This is a genomic window from Halostagnicola alkaliphila (genome assembly GCF_055379965.1).
On sequence record NZ_AP043826.1, the window covers coordinates 1,026,318 to 1,042,028 of the forward strand.

A 15,711-nucleotide genomic window follows, 5' to 3' on the forward strand; every position below is an offset into this window, starting at 1 on the left:
CGATCGAGAGATCGTCGCAACATAGAGAGTTTTTTGTCTCAAGTTACTAACTGTCTTGTATGTCGCGGGGTATTGGCGAACTCGAGCCGATTCAAGAATTCGTTCCCGAGTGGTTGGCGGTCGTCGTCGCCTTGCTCACCCAGTTGGGAGATATCTGGTTTTTGGCGCTCGTTCTCGCGGCGTTTTACTGGTTCGATACGCCACGACGGGACGATATCGCAACCGTCGCCGGAGCGTGGCTGGCGGGAATGGGGATGTACAAGGGATTAAAGGAAATATTCGAATTTCCGAGACCGGACGAACCCTTGCTCGACCCCGAACTGCTTCCGTGGGCCATCCAACCGGTGTACGAAGCAACGGCGCTGGCGACCGGATACGGATTTCCGAGCGGCCACGCGGTCAACACGACTATCGTTTACTTCGGGTTGGCGTCCGTCCTCACGGTTAGTACGCCGCGGCGGCGCTTTGCCGGAGCGGCGGCGATAGTCGCCACCGTCTGTTTCACCCGTCTCGCCCTCGGCGTTCACTACCTCGTCGACGTTGTCGTCGGCGTTGGGGTCGGGTTGGCCCTGCTTTTGGCCGCTCGAGCGCTTATCAATCGTCGTCTCAGCGATCCGGCAACGATCACGTTCGGCCTGGCGGTGCTCTTCGGCGTCTTTTTCGTCGCGACGAGCGACATCGATCGAGACGCCATTTTCATCTTGGCGGGTTCGGTCGGCGCGTTTGCCGGCTGGCAACTCGTTATGCTCGGCCGCGAACTGGTCGCGACTTCGCGTCCCTCCCAGGCTCTGGGTCCGATCGCGGTGCGGGGCGGACTCGCGTCGCTGGCTCTGGCGTCGTTGGTCGCGACGTTCGAGTATTTCCCGCTCCTGTCGCCGTATACGGCCGGCGGGACGATCGGACTCGCGACGGCGGTGATCGTCACGATTCCGGTGATGCGCCACTCCGAACACGCACACCGCGTCGGAAGCGCGATACGATTTTGGCTCTTGATGGGGCTTCGGGGTCTCCGATACCTGCTCAGGCCGAGCACCTGGCGGCGAGCATTCGCGGTGCTTCGTGAATACGGGCAGCGGCTTCTCGAGTGGATTCGAACCCGGTAACGACCCGGGTCTGTCGGAGAGTCGGCTGACCGTAGCACCTATTGAGATCGCCGTGTTGAAAGAGAGGTACAATGAACGTCGCAGTGATCGGCGCGAACGGCGGAATCGGCCGCGAGTTACTCCCCCGACTCGAGGAGGCAGGGCACCACCCGATCGGGATCGTCCGGGACGAGTCGCAGTTCGACGCGATCCGCGAGCGCGGCGGCGAACCGCGCCTCGGCGATCTTGAGGGCGAGTTCGAATCCACACTGGAGGGGGCCGACGCCGTCGTGTTCACGGCCGGCGCCGGCGGCGACACCGGCTGGGATAAGACGCTGCTGATCGACCTCTGGGGAGCGAGACGGGCCGTCGACGCGTGTGTCGATCGCGGAATCGACCGGTTCGTCATGATAAGCGCCTACAGCGCGAGCGAGCCGTTGGCCGACCCGGAGGCGATTCGCCCGTATCGGGTTGCCAAACGGGCCGCCGACGACTTCCTCGAGCGCTCGTCGCTCGAGTCCACGATCCTCCGGCCGACGGCGCTCACCGACGACGGGGGGACGGGACGCGTGTCGGCGACCTTCGAGTACCGCGGCGAGGGCGGCGAGGAAATCCCGCGGGCCGATGTCGCCCAGGCGGTCGTCACCTCCCTCGAGAGCGACGAGACGGTCGGCGAGACGATCAGGCTCTTCGGCGGCGATACCGAAATCGAGGAGGCAATTCGTCCCGAACGCTGAGTTGACCCCTCTCGCCGAAGGGTTCGAACGAGGCGGTCGAACACGTGAGCTGTTTCACTTTCGTCTATTCTGCACGCCAACGCGGACCCGACGACCGACCTTGAGCGACCGATCCGGACAGATGAGTTTGGCACCGAAAGAAGCGTCTCGAGCGCAAAATAGCGAGAGGCCGGTGATCGGCTCGCCGTCGACGATGACGGTGACGTCGTCCCAGATAATCGTCCGATCCGTGGCGACGCCGAGCCGGTCGCCGTTGAGCGAGACCGCGGCCGATTCGCCGATCGCCGACTCGAGCGTCGAGTTCCCCGAATTGATGCCACCTCCCCGCTCGAGAATCCCGCCGCCATCGTAGTGGGGAATCCCGCCGTCGAGGATCCCGCCGCCGTCGGCTCGAATACCCGCGAACGCATTGCCCGGATTCGGATGGGTCGGGCTGTCGAGGATCGCGTAGGTGTCGCCGGTCTCGACGACCGTCCCCGTTCCGTCCCACTCGAGGGGCGTTAGCTCGACGTCCGGCCCGATCTCGAGCGGGAGCGAGCCCGACGCGCGATGGTGGTTCTGATCGGGACGACGAAAGCCGACGTGGAGGTGGTTGTCGACCCACGGCGCGAAAAAGCCCGCACGGACGAGCGTGCCGAGGGAGTCGCCCGCGGAGACGGTATCGCCAGCCTCGACGGTGGGATCGACGTGGAGGATTCGGGCGATGAGGCGGTCGGTGTCATCCTCTGGGTTACCAGCGCTCGAGGGATCCATCTCGAGCAAGATGAGGTGATCGTGCTCGGGCGCGTAGGGTTTCGACGGTGCGCGGACGGTTTTCGTCTCGAGGACGGTTCCCGAGACGGGGCTGGGCGCGTCGGTCGTCCGGCCGTCTCGGAGGGTTCCGGGATAGAGATCGATCGCACGGCCGCCGTCGTGGGCCGGATACGGCGAGTTGTACAGCGAGAACCGCTCGTACCGGGCGAGCATCGACTCGGTGAGGGTGACGGCCATCTATTCGTCTTCCCCTGTGCGCCACGAAGGTTTAGGCGCGTCGGCACGTAGCCCGTCGCAGTACGACAAATGTCCGTGAGTGTCCTTCGGGGGCGTGCGGAGACCATCGAGGCAGACCGTGAGGTGAGCCAGCGACTCCTCGAGATCGCAACCGGTGGAACCCCGGCGGTTCGCGTTTGGCGTCCCCACAGACAGGTCGCCTTCGGCCGGCGGGACGCCAGACTCGAGGGGTACGAGGACGCTCGAGCGGTCGCGCGAACGTACGGGTTCCAGCCGGTCGAGCGAAGCGTCGGCGGTCGCGCGGTCGCCTACGACGGGGAAACGACGCTCGCGTTCGCCCGCGCCGAGCCGGTCGAAGACTTTCGGCGGGGAACGGACGACCGGTACGAACGATTGACGACGGATCTCGAGCGGGCCGTAGAGCGCCTCGGCGTCGACGCGGTTCGCGGCGAACCCGGCGATTCGTTCTGTCCGGGCGCGCACTCGCTCTCGGTCGCGGACTCGAGCAGTGACGTCGATTCGCCGTCGTCCGCGGAGCTTCGGAAGATAGTCGGCATCGCCCAGCGCGTTCAGCAGGAGGCCGCGCTCGTTTCGGGGATCATCATCGTCGCGAACAGGGACGAACTCGCGACCCTCCTCGAGGGGGTGTACGGCGCGCTCGAGGTACCGTTCGATCCCGCGTCCGTCGGTGCGGTCGCCGATTGGGTCAAGGCGGACTCACGGACGGACGGTCGGCTCGACACCGAGCGCGTTCGGCGCGTTCTCGAGGAGACGTTAGTCGGTAATCGGCCGGTAGAGCCCGTCAACATGAACTAATCTCGCCGGATTTCGGGTCGCGTCCGATGCCCCACGCTTTATGCTGACGACGCCGAAGAATGAGGTATGGCCACGGAGCCGAGCGACGATCCGGCCGCCGACGCACGTGCGAGTTACGACTACGCGAGCACCAATGTCGACCGGCCGGGGTTGGTTCGCGACCTCGAGAATCTGGTCGACTGTTCGGTTCGGTTCGATTCGTACTCGCGAGAGCTGTACGCGACCGACGCCAGCGCCTACGAGATGACGCCCGTCGGCGTCGTTTTCCCCGAATCGACGAGCGACGTCGTCGGCGTCCTCGAATACTGCGCGCGACGCGGCATTCCGGTTCTGCCCCGCGGCGGCGGAACGAGTCTCGCCGGGCAGACGGTCAACCGCGCCGTCGTCCTCGATTTTACTCGGCACATGAACGAAATCCTCGAGGTCAATCCCGACGGCCGGACCGCGACGGTCCAGCCCGGGACGATCCTCGGGACGCTAAACGAGGCGCTCGATCCCCACGAGCTCAAGTTCGCCCCCGACCCCGCCTGGGGCGACAAGAGCGCTATCGGCGGCGCGATCGGGAACAACTCGACGGGCGCACACTCCCTGCAGTACGGCAAGACCGACGCCTACATCGAATCCTGCGAGGTCGTCCTCGCGGATGGAACGGTCACTCAATTCGGCGAGGTGACCCTCGAGGAGATCGACGAGCGCGGCGATCCGAACGGCTCGCTCGAGGAGCGGATCTACGCCGAAATCGGGCGGATCCTCGAGGAGGACGCCGATTCGATTGCCGAGGCGTACCCCGACCTCAAGCGAAACGTCTCGGGGTACAACCTCGACAGACTGGTTGCGGAAGCCCGGGGAGCCCCCCTTCCCGGTGGTGAAGAGACCGGCGAGCCGGGAACTGTCAACCTCGCACGGGTGCTCGCCGGAAGCGAAGGAACGCTGGCAATCGTAACGGAGGCGACCGTCTCGCTCGAGCCGGTTCCGGAAACGAAGTCCGTCGCCTTGCTGTGTTATCCGGACCTTCACGACGCGATGACGGACGTCGCGCCGATCATAGAGCACGATCCCGCCGCGGTCGAGGTCCTCGACGACGTGTTGATCGACCTCGCACGCGGCACCGCGGAGTTCGCTCCCGTCACGGAGATGCTCCCCGAGGGCACGAACGCGACGCTTTTGGTCGAGTTCTACGCCGAAGACGAGAAGGAAGGCCGCGAGCGGGTCGCCCAACTGCTCGCCGATCGGTGCCCGTCCGTCACGCCGGCTGGGACGCCCGACGGCGGCGTTTCAGAGATTGATTCGGGCGCGATACCCCCGAACGGGGCGGACCCGGTCGCGATCGACGCGCTCGAGGCCTACGAGAAGACCGAGCGAGCACAGCTCTGGAAGCTCCGCAAGTCGGGGCTCCCGATCTTGCTCTCGAGAACCACCGACGAGAAGCACGTTTCCTTCATCGAGGATACGGCGATTCCGCCGGAGAACCTGCCCGAGTTCGTCGAATCGTTCGAGGCGATTCTCGAGTCCCACGATACGTATGCGACCTTTTACGCCCACGCCGGACCAGGCGTGTTGCACGTCCGGCCACTGGTGAACACGAAGACCGATATCGGGATCAATCAGCTCCAGGGCATCGCCGACGACGTGACGGACCTCGTGGTCGACCTCGGCGGTTCGGTCTCGGGCGAACACGGCGACGGCCGCGCCCGAACGCAATGGAATCGGAAACTCTACGGTGAGGACCTCTGGGAGACGTTCAAAGACCTCAAAACAGCGTTCGATCCCGACTGGCTCCTGAATCCGGGACAGGTCGTCTTCCGCGAGGGCGAGCCGACCGACCTCCGGGAGAACCTCCGATTCGACCCCGACTACGAGTACGAGGCCGGCTTCGAGCCCGAACTCGAGTGGGAGAACGATAACGGCATGCAGGGGATGGTCGAGCTCTGTCACGGCTGTGGCGGCTGTCGCGGCGAGCAGTCCACGACCGGCGGCGTGATGTGTCCGACCTATCGGGCTTCCCGCGAAGAGATCACGAGTACCCGCGGGCGGGCAAACGCCCTTCGACAGGCGATGAGCGGCGACCTCCCGCCGGGCGAGCATTTCTCCGACGAGTTCACGGAGGAGGTCATGGACCTCTGTATCGGCTGTAAGGGCTGTGCCATCGACTGTCCGAGCGAGGTCGACATGGCGAAGCTGAAAGCCGAAGTGACCCACGAGTACCACCAGCGAAACGGCTCGTCGTTGCGCGACCGACTGTTCGCGAACGTTTCGAACCTCTCCCGGTGGGGGAGTCGCTTCGCGCCGCTGTCGAACGTCCTCCCGAAGATTCCAGGATCGCGCTGGCTCCTCGAGAAAACGGTCGGGATCGCCGCGGATCGGCCCCTTCCGACGTTCCACAGCGACACCTTCTCGGACTGGTTCGAACGTCGCGGCGGGGCGAACGTCACGGAAGCCGACGCCGCCCGCGAGGTCGTCCTCTACCCGGATACCTACACCAACTACAACCACCCCGAGGCCGGCAAATCGGCGGTTCGCGTCCTCGAGGCCGCGGACGTCCACGTCACGGTGCCCAACGGCGTCGGCGATACGGGCCGCCCGGCGTTTTCGAAGGGCTTTCTCGAGAAGGCTCGTGAAACCGCTCGAGAAAACGTCGCGGAACTCACACCTCACCTCGAGGACGGCCGGGATATCGTCCTCGTCGAGCCCTCCGACGCCGTCATGTTGCAGTCGGACTATCTGGATCTGCTCGGCGACGACGCTCGAGCGCTGGCGAACAATACGTATGGCATCTGCGAGTACCTCGATACGTTCCGGCTCGACGAGTCGATCTCGTTCCTTTCGCCGTCGGATGTCAATCCGGACTCGGATACGGATATCGATGCCCTCGAGCGCCTCACCTACCACGGCCACTGCCACCAGAAGGCGACGGCGAAAGACCACCACGCCGTCGGCCTCCTCCGACGGGCGGGGTACGCCGTCGATCCGCTCGACTCGGGCTGTTGTGGCATGGCCGGCAGTTTCGGGTACGAGGCCGAACACGCCTCGATGAGCAACGCGATCGCCGACGTGCTCTACGACCAGGTCGACTTGAGCGACGGGGAACGCGTCGTCGCACCCGGTGCCTCCTGTCGGAGCCAGCTCGAGGGCCACCCCGAAGCCGAGGAGGAACCGCCGACGCCGATCGAGTTGGTTGCGAACGCGCTCGAGTAAATCTGGCCTTATCTCAATTAGATTCGTAGTGAATACGTGGGTGCTGGCCGCCTCAACGCTACTAGTAGGTAGTAGCGCGATTGATTCATTTAGCTGAATTGAGAATCGTACCGAAAACTGAATCGGACAGTTCGGTCACTACACGTGCGAATGTAGTGTGGAGAGTCGTGGTACCGCGACCCTCGGAAGGGTTATACCCCATCCACCCCTCTGTTTGTTTGTAATGGCAAACGGCAAGGTTGATTTCTTCAACGACACTGGCGGCTACGGTTTCATTTCGACTGATGACGGCGACCTCGACGACGACGAAGACGTTTTCTTCCACATGGAGGATGTCGGCGGCGAAGACCTCACGGAAGGTACTGAGGTCGAGTTCGACATCGAATCCTCGCCCAAGGGGCCTCGTGCGACGAACGTCGTCCGACAGTAATTACCGAGACACAACTGTCGTTCACAGCGACAGACAACAATCTCGATTTTCTGAAGGCTACACGTTCGAGCTGCTGCTATCTGTACGTTCTGTACTGAATGCGAGTGCTCTGGCAACTCTATCTGAACGAAGTGAGATATCCGTCAGATCACTCGCGACCTCACCTCGCCCGTTCATTCCGCCAGGGCCTGCAATACCTGCCCGTCCCCGTTGAGCGAACGCGACGCGTTCAGTCCCCGACTAACTCTTCGTACTGCGCGCCGGTCTGTTTCAACGTTTTCGTCGAGTACAGCCGCTCGTGATCTACGGGGAGGTACTCCGAAGCAAGTTCGTCGATCTTCTCGTCGACGGCCGCCGGATCGCGGCCGTGGATCATCGTAAAGAGGTTGTAGGGCCACTCGAGGTCCTCGCGGCGAGGCCGGTGATAACACAGCGTGACGTAGGACAGATCGCCCGCGCGAACGCCGCGTTCGTCGAGTTCGTCGTCGGGCACGTCCCAAACGACCATGCAGTTCGCGTCGAAGCCGGTTACGAGATGGTTGACGACGCAGCCGATCCGCTTGATACAGCCGTTCTCGCTGAGTCGCTCGATCGCCTCGAGCACGTCCGAAACGTCGGCATCGAGCGCTGTTGCCAGATCTCGGTACGGCGTTTCCGAAAGCGGGAAGCCGTCCTGGACCTCGAGCAGGAGGTCGGCTTCGAACGAGGAGAGGTCTGTCGCCGCGTCCTCGCTAATTCGGGTGGGCGAAGCCTCGCTTTGCTCGACGGTTTCGGAGGGTCGAGCGCCCGGCTCGAGGCTCTGGCGAGCGAAGCTGTCGGCGTTGACGACAGGGAACTCGAGGTCGATGTAGTAATCGGTCAGCATCGGCAGGTTGAGAACGGCACAGCCGGTTCGGCTTTCGATTTCCGCGAGGATCTCATCTCTGGTCTCGCGAGAGCCGGCGGTCACGACGAACCACATGTTCCACTCGTGATCGCGGGCATAGTTATGGTTGACCTGCCGGTAGTCGTTGATGACCGCTGCGATCTCCTCGAAGCGGTCCTCGGGTGCGCGGACCGCGGCCAGCGTCGACGAGCCGATCACGGGCGGGTTAAGAACCGGTCCGAAGCGCCGGAAGATCCCCTCCTCGTGAAGCCGCCGAACCCGCTCGAGGGCGTCCGATTCGGCGATCTCGAGTGCGTCGCCGAGTCGACGAAATGGCCGTTCCGCGACCGGGAAGCCGCTCTGGTAGCTGTCGATGATCGCGGCGTCGACGTCGTCGACCGTCTCGAGCCAGGCACCCGACTGGGTACTCATTGGCTGGTCTAGGGACGAGCCAAAGGTAGTGGTTTCGGATCTCGGAGCACGTTTCGGGGTGGTTTCTTTCGTTCGGAATCGAACCTCGAGCACAGAACGAGCGGTTTTTCGTGTCAGCCGATACCCGGAAGCGGGAGGCTTTTGCGCCGCCCGTCCGAACTGCAAAACATGGCGCAAGCAACCCAAGAGTTCGGCGACTGGCCCGTGAAACGGCTGATGACCGAAGTCGTCGGGACCGGCACGAAATCGGCGGAGGACATGTCTCGAGAGCAGGCTCGAGAGGCGTTCCAGCGCATCCTCGCCGGCGAACCGGACCATACGACACTCGGTGCGTTCTGGCTCGCGAATCGGTGGAAGCACAACAACGCCGAGGAACTCTCGGCGTTTACCGACGTGATGATAGAGGAGGGCGTCGTCGGCGCGGAACCCGACTGCGATCCCGTCGACTGCGGCGCGAACTACGACGGCAAACACACCTCGGCGATTCTGGGCGTCGGTGCGGGCCTCGTCGCCGCCGCCGCGGGAACGCCGGTCGTCGTTCACTCCGGCGACCGCGTCCCGACCCAAAAAGAGACCGCGTACAAACACGTCCTCGACGAACTCGGCGTTCGAACGGCAATCGACCCCGAGCAGAGCGCCGAGATGGTCGACGAAACCGGCTTCGGCTTCTACTACCAGCCCGAGTTCAACCCCGCCATCGACTCGCTGCACGACCGTCGCGACCAGATGGGCGTCCGGACGTTCGTCAACACCATCGAGACGGTCGCGAACCCGGCCAACGCCGACGTGCATCTGGGCTCGTTCTACCACCTCGCGTTCGCGAAGAAGATGACCGACCTGATCAAGGGCAGCGAGCACCTCGAGTACTCGCGCGTGATCATGTTCCAGGGGATGGAAGGCTACGACGACATCCGTCCCGGCTACACGAAGGTCGCCGAATGGGACGAGGCCGACGGCACGTTCGAAGATTTCGAGATCGAAACCGCCGAGTACGGGATGGAGATGGAAAGCGAGGATCTCGAGGTCGATGACGTCCAGGCCGACTCGGCGACGGTCACCGAGGAAGTGCTTGCCGGCGAGCGCGATGATCACTTCGCCGACGCAATTGCCCTCAACGGCGCGTTTCGGATCTACGCCCGCGGCGACGTCGACTCGCTCGAGGACGGCCTGGAGGCGGCTCGAGACGTTATCGACGACGGAAGCGCACAGGCAGTCCTCGAAGACCTTCAGTCGTTCTAAGGGACACAACGACGCGAACTAACTCGGTTTCTGTACTCGCCGTTTCGTATTCTTCACGCTTCGTTCCCGCTCTCTCCGCATCCGCCGAGTCCCAATTGTGGCGAATCGATCGGACTCTCGAGCGACCTTGTTACCAGTGTTCGCCTGAGACCACAAAACGCTGAACGAGATCGAAAATCCTGTGGAAAATCATGAACGAATTTATATGGTATCCGTCCGATTACAACCGTATGCGACTCGAAGACAAGACAGTTGTTGTCACCGGTGCGGCCGCGGGAATCGGACGCTCGACAGCCGAACGGTGCGCCGAAGAAGGGGCACACGTCATCGTCACCGATATTGACTCGAGCGGCGGTGATGAGGTCGTCGCGTCGATTGAGGACGCCGGCGGCGACGCGGCGTTTTACGAACTCGACGTCACCGATAGCGAGCAGTTCCACGCGGTCATCGACGCTGTCGCCGAAGAAGACGGTCTCGACGTGCTCGTCAACAACGCCGGAACGGGCCATCCGTCGTCGCGAATGGAAGAGACCGACGAGTCGATTCGCGATTTCGTCATGGATATCAACGTCAACGGCGTCTGGAACGGCTGTCACGCAGCGCTTCCCCACCTCAAAGAGCAGGGTCACGGCGCGATCGTCAACGTCGGCTCGCTCGCGAGCATCCTCGGGCTCCCGAAACAGGCCGCCTACTCGCTGAGCAAGGGCGCGGTGTTGAACTTCACTCGAGCGATCGCCGCCGAGGCGGGGCCCTACGGCGTTCGGGCGAATACGGTTTGTCCGGGCTTTACGAACACCCAACTGGTCGAACAGTACCTCGAGGGACAGGGCGATCCCGAAGCCGCACGGAAGGAGATGGAAGCGGAGTATCCCCTCAAGCGACTTGCCGAACCCGAGGAGATCGCCGACGCAATTCTGTTTCTCGCAAGCGATGAGGCATCGTTCGTGAGCGGTCACGGGCTGGTCGTCGACGGCGGCTTTTCGACCTGCTGAAATCGTTGTTTCACCTTGCGGAAACGATTTACAGATCGACAATAACGATCTGACATGAATCGCCGAACGCTTCTCGCCGCGACGGGTGTCACCGCTACTGCTCCCCTCGCGGGCTGTCTCGATGGAGACGATAATTCCGAAAACGACCCGGAACAAAACGGTAGCGAGGGGAATTCCACTCCTGAAGACGGATCGGAAGGAACGTCCGAAAACCGAAAGTACGAGGAATGTCACCACGTCTCGATCGACTACGAGCGGTTGCCGGACGAAATTCAACGGGAGGTCGACGCCGCAATCGACGATGGGACGTACGAATCGGACACCATCCGATTCGACGAAGCAGTCGATCCCGATCGTTCGTACGTGGTTCTCGAGGATACTCCCTACGACCCGGTGGTCGAAACGGACGGTACTTCCCGGACGCTCGAACTTCACGAAGCCGATGTCGTCAGGTTACCCGAGCCTCGAGCTATCACCGTCAGGAACTCCGATACTCGAGATCACGAAGTGCACCTCGAGATGACCAACGGCGACACGATCATCGACGAAACGATCGCGATCGAAGCGGGCAAAGAGCGCGAGCTCGAGGCGACGGACGAGTTTGGAGCGTACGAGTTGACCGTTCGATCGCTCACCGGTCACGAGGATGCTGATAGTTTCGGGTTCCGAGTCGGTGACGCGTCCTTCGACGGGTTGGTTGACGTGTCTGCCGAGGAGGTATTCGTCACACAGGAAGTAGCCGACATCGGTCCGTGCCCGTGGGAACATCCATAGGCCGGATCTGGAATACGTTTCCCACCAGTAGCGTGACGTTCACTCGCGAATCGCAACACTGGCGAGCTTACTCCCTGCAGTCACCGTTGCCTCTTGCGTGAGTGTATAGAGGATCCCCTCGCGATCGGTCACGGCCTCCTGGACCGGTTCGTAGGTCGTCGGGTGATAGATGGTGCCAAGATCGACGCCTACCGAGACGGGCTGGCCGAGTTCGAGTTCGGGGTTCGGCCGAAACAGCCCCGACGCCTCCGCGGTGACCTGTCCGAGGTGGTTTCGCGCGACGGTCGGCTCAGTCGTTCGATTCGGATCGTGATCGCGGGCATACACCGGCGGAAGCATTTCGAGGTGGCTCAAGACGCTCAACAGTCCGTCCACGCCGTCTTCAACGACATCCTCGAGGATCTGCTTACTGTGTGCCAGCTCGGGCGTTATCGACGGAACGTTTTCTTTGGTGGCGACGACCCGGAGCTTCCCAGCGAACCCGCGCCGATGCCACTCGTCGGGTGCGTCCTCGTTGGCTTCCTCCGCGAGGAGAAGGTCGGAGCCGAACGCCCGTGCGAGGTCGGCGGATGCGTCGTCGTCATCGAGGTAGACGACGTGGGGGAGCATGTCCGGACTCCCCGTGTGAAGGTCGACGACGGCGTCTGCGTCCTCGATGTACTCCCAGAGGCGAGCGGCCATGCGCTGGTGGAGGCTCCCGTCCTCGTCGCCGGGCCAAACGCGATTCATGTTGGGGTTGACGCTATCGAGCGCTTCTGGCGTCGTGTAGGAGACTCGGTCGAAGGTTAGCGGGTTCGCGACCGGAACGGCGACGATCGTTCCCGAAAGCGACTCGAGTGGAAGTCGATCGTGGAACCGACGCAAGACCTCCGTACCGTTGATTTCGCGCCCGTGCTGGGCCGCCTGCACGTACAGCGTCGGTCCCGGTTCGTCACCGCGATAGGTGTGGACCGTGGTCGGTAGTTCCACGCCCGAGGGCAACCGGGCGAGAGTTACCTGATCGGCCGTGTGCGTGCCGTCACTCATAGACGATCGTTTCACGTCCAGCGGTATGTACCTGCGGCCGCCGATGCCAACGAAGACCACTACCGTTTTCACTCGGCCGACCGTCCCGGTGACTATGGGAGACGTTACTGCGACGCTGCACACGAACCGTGGCGATATCGATGTCGAACTCTACGACGACCGCGCGCCGCGGACCGTCGACAACTTCGTCGGGTTGGCTACGGGCGGCAAAACCTGGACCGACCCCGAGTCGGGCGAGGAAGTCGAGGGTGAGCCGCTGTACGACGACGTGGCGTTCCATCGCATCATCGAGGACTTCATGATTCAGGGCGGCGACCCGACCGAGACCGGTCGCGGCGGTCCCGGCTACCAGTTCGACGACGAGTTCCACGATGATCTGCGCCACGACGACGCGGGTATCCTGAGCATGGCCAACTCCGGTCCGGATACGAACGGTTCGCAGTTCTTCATCACGCTCGGCGCCCAGCCCCACCTCGACGACCGCCACGCCGTCTTCGGAAAAGTCACCGACGGAATGGATGTCGTCAACGAGATCGGTGACGTCGACACCGACACGAACGACCAGCCGAACGAAGACATCGTCCTCGAGTCAGTTTCAGTCGACTACGAGTAAAATACGGTCGAACGCGGCCGTTTGCGATCTGTTTTGCGCCGATTCGCGCTCGAGCCGAGCGCGACCCGAGATCGGTCACCGACAGTAAATCCGATAGCGTTAGGTCATCGTCGCCCCCACGAGCGGTATCGACCGCTATCGACGACCGTTACTGGCCGGAATCCCCTCGAGTCTCGGAGTGTTTCTCGCTGGCTGTGCGAACAACTCGAACGAGACGGACGGAGAGACGGGCCCCGATGCCGACAGTTCGGGGACGGGTCCGACTGACGAGCGTTTGATCGCGACGCTGCACACGAACCGTGGCGATATCGATGTCGAACTCTACGACGACCGCGCGCCGCGGACCGTCGACAACTTCGTCGGCCTCGCGACCGGCGGCAAAACCTGGACCGACCCCGAGTCGGGCGAGGAAGTCGAGGGCGAGCCGCTGTACGACGACGTGGCGTTCCATCGCATCATCGAGGACTTCATGATTCAGGGCGGCGACCCGACCGAGACCGGCCGCGGCGGCCCCGGTTACCAGTTCGACGACGAGTTCCACGACGATCTGCGCCACGACGACGCGGGTATCCTGAGCATGGCCAACTCCGGTCCGGACACGAACGGTTCGCAGTTCTTCATCACGCTCGGTGTCCAGCCCCACCTCGACGGCCATCATTCGATCTTCGGATCGGTCATCGACGGCTCCGCAAGTGGCGCAAGCGGAGGCTTAGAAGACGAGCAAAGCGGGGCTTCCAGTGGAATGGACGTCGTCCACGACATCGGGACGGTCGAAACCGACGCGAACGACCGGCCGACGGAGGAAATCCTTCTCGAGTCCGTGACCGTTCACGACGACGAGTAACCGGCGCCCGACGCCTAACGTTTTCCAGTTCACCACTCGAGAAGTCGCGAATAGTCGTCGAGGTACAGTACGCAGCAGCGGCAGTATCGTTGCCTCCTGTTGTATCGTCACCACCCGCCGGTCACTCGACGGGTGCATCGAAACCCACGGTCGCGATTCATTCGTCTATTCCCGAACCGGTCTGTTCCCGAACGCTACGTGGGCCTAGCCCAGTCGTCCTCGAGCGTGACGACGCCTTCGCCGGCGGCGAAATTAACGCGCGTATCGGGATCGCCCGTTAGACTGACCACGCCGGACTCGAGTTCGTCGGGTCGGTCGACGCGGGCGACGGTCGTTCGATAGGTGTAATCCATCGTCATCAGACACGGACGGCGATAACAGCCGACGGCGTGGATCCCGTCCTCGGTTTCCTCGATCCGTTTGATGAACGGCGTTTCCGCGCTCGAGCCCCAGCCGGTCTGGGCGATCAGAACCACGTCTTCGTCGAAATCGGCATCTTCGATCAACGCCGTCGCCGGGGTGTCGGCCTCGAGGTCGATCCGTTCGAGGTCGTCCTCGTCGGTAAGGAGGGTTGCGTACAGCTGCGGATCGCCGTCGCCGTCCTCGTCGGCACCGAGTCCTTCGTCGATCAATATTGACCGGGCCGTTTCCTCGTGTTCGAACGGAAGCGACGGCTCGGCGGGCATCTCGGTGCTAAGATAGAGCGGGTCGCGCTCCGAGTCGGAACTGCAACGTTCCCGTTCGATGGGGTACGGCGGGGCGTCGATTCGATCGAACTCGTCCGGGAGTTCGTCAGTTCGTTCACCACCGTCGCTATCACCAGGTCCGTCCGGATCCGCACCCGGCGAGGATCCGGAAGCTGGCGTTCTCTCCACACCGTTCCCGGATAGACAGCCGGCGACGAGAGCGGTCGAGAGCGATCCACCTGTGAGCAGGAGGGCTTGCCGTCGGTTGTACTTCATAGGCATATTAATAGTTGACTGGTAGGCAATAAACAACTTTTGCTAGCTAAAATAATTTTTTCAACAGTAGTATTAATATCAGCAAATGGCGGTGCGATGAACCCTCTCGACGGCCATTTGGATGATTCACTCATCACATCCGCCCCGCTCGACCGTAACGTGAAAGTCTCCCGACTCCCGATACTCGAGTAATGAGTGACGACGAAGTCATGCGCCCGAGCGACGTCGGTTCGGCCGACGCCCCGTCAGTCGAAGAGAAACCGTATAAAATCATCTTCGAGGCGAACAAGTGCTTCGGCGCGGGCAAGTGCGCCGAGGTCGCGGACAACTGGACGATGGATATCAAATCCGGATTGGCACAGCCCGAATCGTACTTCTTCGGCGAGGAGGATCTCGAGGAAAACGTCCGTGCGGCGGAAGTCTGCCCGGCGAAGAAAGACGACGGCTGTATTCACGTCGTCGACCGCCGAACCGACGAGGAGATTGCGCCAGACCCACACGGTGACGGCACGCTCAGCGTCGATTGGTAGCGCAGGTTGTGGCTGAGATAGATCAATACATACTCGAGGCCACACCGAAACGCACATCCCAAGCGGTGGCAACGAGCAAGTACGTTTTGTGCGAGGGTAGCCAAGCAGGCCAACGGCGGTGGGCTTACCACGCCGGGACCTTTTGCTGCGTTTCGCTCGCGGCTCACGGACGCTGTCCGTTCGC

At 62.7% G+C, this 15,711-nt stretch carries 15 protein-coding genes; 11 read left to right on the forward strand and 4 right to left on the reverse strand.

All coding sequences use genetic code 11. The features are described 5' to 3' along the window. Window positions 1–59: 59 nt before the first annotated feature. The gene (locus ACZ5C7_RS10240; protein WP_464376210.1) at window positions 60–1,103 is read left to right on the forward strand and encodes a phosphatase PAP2 family protein; all 1,044 of its coding nucleotides are present in this window, start codon (window positions 60–62) and stop codon (window positions 1,101–1,103) included. 71 nt (window positions 1,104–1,174) lie between these two features. Further along, the gene (locus tag ACZ5C7_RS10245; protein ID WP_464376211.1) at window positions 1,175–1,819 is read left to right on the forward strand and encodes an SDR family oxidoreductase; all 645 of its coding nucleotides are present in this window, start codon (window positions 1,175–1,177) and stop codon (window positions 1,817–1,819) included. Window positions 1,820–1,873: 54 nt separating this feature from the next. Here the strand turns inward: ACZ5C7_RS10245 and ACZ5C7_RS10250 are convergent, their stop codons facing one another. After that, window positions 1,874–2,809 carry a DUF8155 domain-containing protein gene (locus tag ACZ5C7_RS10250; RefSeq protein WP_464376212.1) on the reverse strand — a complete coding sequence of 312 codons (936 nt, stop codon included), beginning with the start codon at window positions 2,807–2,809 and terminating at the stop codon, window positions 1,874–1,876. Window positions 2,810–2,884: 75 nt separating this feature from the next. On the opposite strand from ACZ5C7_RS10250, the gene ACZ5C7_RS10255 reads away from it, so the two are divergent. The 3 genes from ACZ5C7_RS10255 to ACZ5C7_RS10265 all read left to right on the forward strand — a co-directional run bounded on the left by ACZ5C7_RS10255 (window position 2,885) and on the right by ACZ5C7_RS10265 (window position 7,250). After that, window positions 2,885–3,625: a lipoyl protein ligase domain-containing protein gene (locus ACZ5C7_RS10255; RefSeq protein WP_464378429.1), complete on the forward strand. Its 741-nt coding sequence runs from the start codon at window positions 2,885–2,887 to the stop codon at window positions 3,623–3,625. Window positions 3,626–3,691: 66 nt separating this feature from the next. Continuing rightward, a complete protein-coding gene (locus tag ACZ5C7_RS10260; RefSeq protein WP_464376213.1) occupies window positions 3,692–6,820 on the forward strand; it encodes an FAD-binding and (Fe-S)-binding domain-containing protein in 3,129 nt (1,042 codons plus the stop codon). Between the two features lie 223 nt (window positions 6,821–7,043). After that, window positions 7,044–7,250, forward strand: a complete 207-nt coding sequence (locus ACZ5C7_RS10265) for a cold-shock protein (protein ID WP_076581923.1) — start codon at window positions 7,044–7,046, stop codon at window positions 7,248–7,250. 229 nt (window positions 7,251–7,479) lie between these two features. Here the strand turns inward: ACZ5C7_RS10265 and ahbB are convergent, their stop codons facing one another. Next, window positions 7,480–8,547 carry a siroheme decarboxylase subunit beta gene (gene ahbB, locus ACZ5C7_RS10270; protein ID WP_464376214.1) on the reverse strand — a complete coding sequence of 356 codons (1,068 nt, stop codon included), beginning with the start codon at window positions 8,545–8,547 and terminating at the stop codon, window positions 7,480–7,482. Between the two features lie 168 nt (window positions 8,548–8,715). Here ahbB and ACZ5C7_RS10275 point away from each other — a divergent pair, with 168 nt between their 5' ends. The 3 genes from ACZ5C7_RS10275 (at window position 8,716) to ACZ5C7_RS10285 (ending at window position 11,552) form a co-directional block, all read left to right on the forward strand. Beyond that, the gene (locus tag ACZ5C7_RS10275) at window positions 8,716–9,786 is read left to right on the forward strand and encodes an anthranilate phosphoribosyltransferase (protein ID WP_464376215.1); all 1,071 of its coding nucleotides are present in this window, start codon (window positions 8,716–8,718) and stop codon (window positions 9,784–9,786) included. A 230-nt stretch (window positions 9,787–10,016) separates the two neighbouring features. Then, window positions 10,017–10,778, forward strand: coding sequence for an SDR family NAD(P)-dependent oxidoreductase (locus tag ACZ5C7_RS10280; protein WP_464376216.1), 762 nt, complete (start codon window positions 10,017–10,019; stop codon window positions 10,776–10,778). A gap of 54 nt (window positions 10,779–10,832) precedes the next feature. Then, window positions 10,833–11,552, forward strand: coding sequence for a hypothetical protein (locus tag ACZ5C7_RS10285; protein WP_464376217.1), 720 nt, complete (start codon window positions 10,833–10,835; stop codon window positions 11,550–11,552). A gap of 39 nt (window positions 11,553–11,591) precedes the next feature. Here the strand turns inward: ACZ5C7_RS10285 and ACZ5C7_RS10290 are convergent, their stop codons facing one another. Then, on the reverse strand, window positions 11,592–12,578 hold the full coding sequence (locus ACZ5C7_RS10290) for a succinylglutamate desuccinylase/aspartoacylase family protein (RefSeq protein WP_464376218.1): 987 nt from the start codon (window positions 12,576–12,578) through the stop codon (window positions 11,592–11,594). Between the two features lie 94 nt (window positions 12,579–12,672). Here ACZ5C7_RS10290 and ACZ5C7_RS10295 point away from each other — a divergent pair, with 94 nt between their 5' ends. Further along, a complete protein-coding gene (locus ACZ5C7_RS10295) occupies window positions 12,673–13,191 on the forward strand; it encodes a peptidylprolyl isomerase (protein ID WP_464376219.1) in 519 nt (172 codons plus the stop codon). A 274-nt stretch (window positions 13,192–13,465) separates the two neighbouring features. Then, window positions 13,466–14,035, forward strand: a complete 570-nt coding sequence (locus ACZ5C7_RS10300; protein WP_464378430.1) for a peptidylprolyl isomerase — start codon at window positions 13,466–13,468, stop codon at window positions 14,033–14,035. 194 nt (window positions 14,036–14,229) lie between these two features. On the opposite strand, the gene ACZ5C7_RS10305 is transcribed toward ACZ5C7_RS10300, so the two are convergent. Next, complete coding sequence (locus ACZ5C7_RS10305; RefSeq protein ID WP_464376220.1) at window positions 14,230–15,003, reverse strand: hypothetical protein; 774 nt, start codon at window positions 15,001–15,003, stop codon at window positions 14,230–14,232. 185 nt (window positions 15,004–15,188) lie between these two features. On the opposite strand from ACZ5C7_RS10305, the gene ACZ5C7_RS10310 reads away from it, so the two are divergent. Further along, the gene (locus ACZ5C7_RS10310; RefSeq protein ID WP_464376221.1) at window positions 15,189–15,527 is read left to right on the forward strand and encodes a ferredoxin; all 339 of its coding nucleotides are present in this window, start codon (window positions 15,189–15,191) and stop codon (window positions 15,525–15,527) included. Window positions 15,528–15,711 lie beyond the last annotated feature (184 nt).

Bases quoted from the DNA above. Each gene is read 5' to 3' on its own strand.
- ACZ5C7_RS10240 (WP_464376210.1), top strand. From the start codon at position 60: ATGTCGCGGGGTATTGGCGAACTCGAGCCGATTCAAGAATTCGTTCCC.
- ACZ5C7_RS10245 (WP_464376211.1), top strand. From the start codon at position 1,175: ATGAACGTCGCAGTGATCGGCGCGAACGGCGGAATCGGCCGCGAGTTA.
- ACZ5C7_RS10250 (WP_464376212.1), bottom strand. From the start codon at position 2,809: ATGGCCGTCACCCTCACCGAGTCGATGCTCGCCCGGTACGAGCGGTTC.
- ACZ5C7_RS10260 (WP_464376213.1), top strand. From the start codon at position 3,692: ATGGCCACGGAGCCGAGCGACGATCCGGCCGCCGACGCACGTGCGAGT.
- ACZ5C7_RS10265 (WP_076581923.1), top strand. From the start codon at position 7,044: ATGGCAAACGGCAAGGTTGATTTCTTCAACGACACTGGCGGCTACGGT.
- ahbB (WP_464376214.1), bottom strand. From the start codon at position 8,547: ATGAGTACCCAGTCGGGTGCCTGGCTCGAGACGGTCGACGACGTCGAC.
- ACZ5C7_RS10275 (WP_464376215.1), top strand. From the start codon at position 8,716: ATGGCGCAAGCAACCCAAGAGTTCGGCGACTGGCCCGTGAAACGGCTG.
- ACZ5C7_RS10280 (WP_464376216.1), top strand. From the start codon at position 10,017: ATGCGACTCGAAGACAAGACAGTTGTTGTCACCGGTGCGGCCGCGGGA.
- ACZ5C7_RS10285 (WP_464376217.1), top strand. From the start codon at position 10,833: ATGAATCGCCGAACGCTTCTCGCCGCGACGGGTGTCACCGCTACTGCT.
- ACZ5C7_RS10290 (WP_464376218.1), bottom strand. From the start codon at position 12,578: ATGAGTGACGGCACGCACACGGCCGATCAGGTAACTCTCGCCCGGTTG.
- ACZ5C7_RS10295 (WP_464376219.1), top strand. From the start codon at position 12,673: ATGGGAGACGTTACTGCGACGCTGCACACGAACCGTGGCGATATCGAT.
- ACZ5C7_RS10305 (WP_464376220.1), bottom strand. From the start codon at position 15,003: ATGCCTATGAAGTACAACCGACGGCAAGCCCTCCTGCTCACAGGTGGA.
- ACZ5C7_RS10310 (WP_464376221.1), top strand. From the start codon at position 15,189: ATGAGTGACGACGAAGTCATGCGCCCGAGCGACGTCGGTTCGGCCGAC.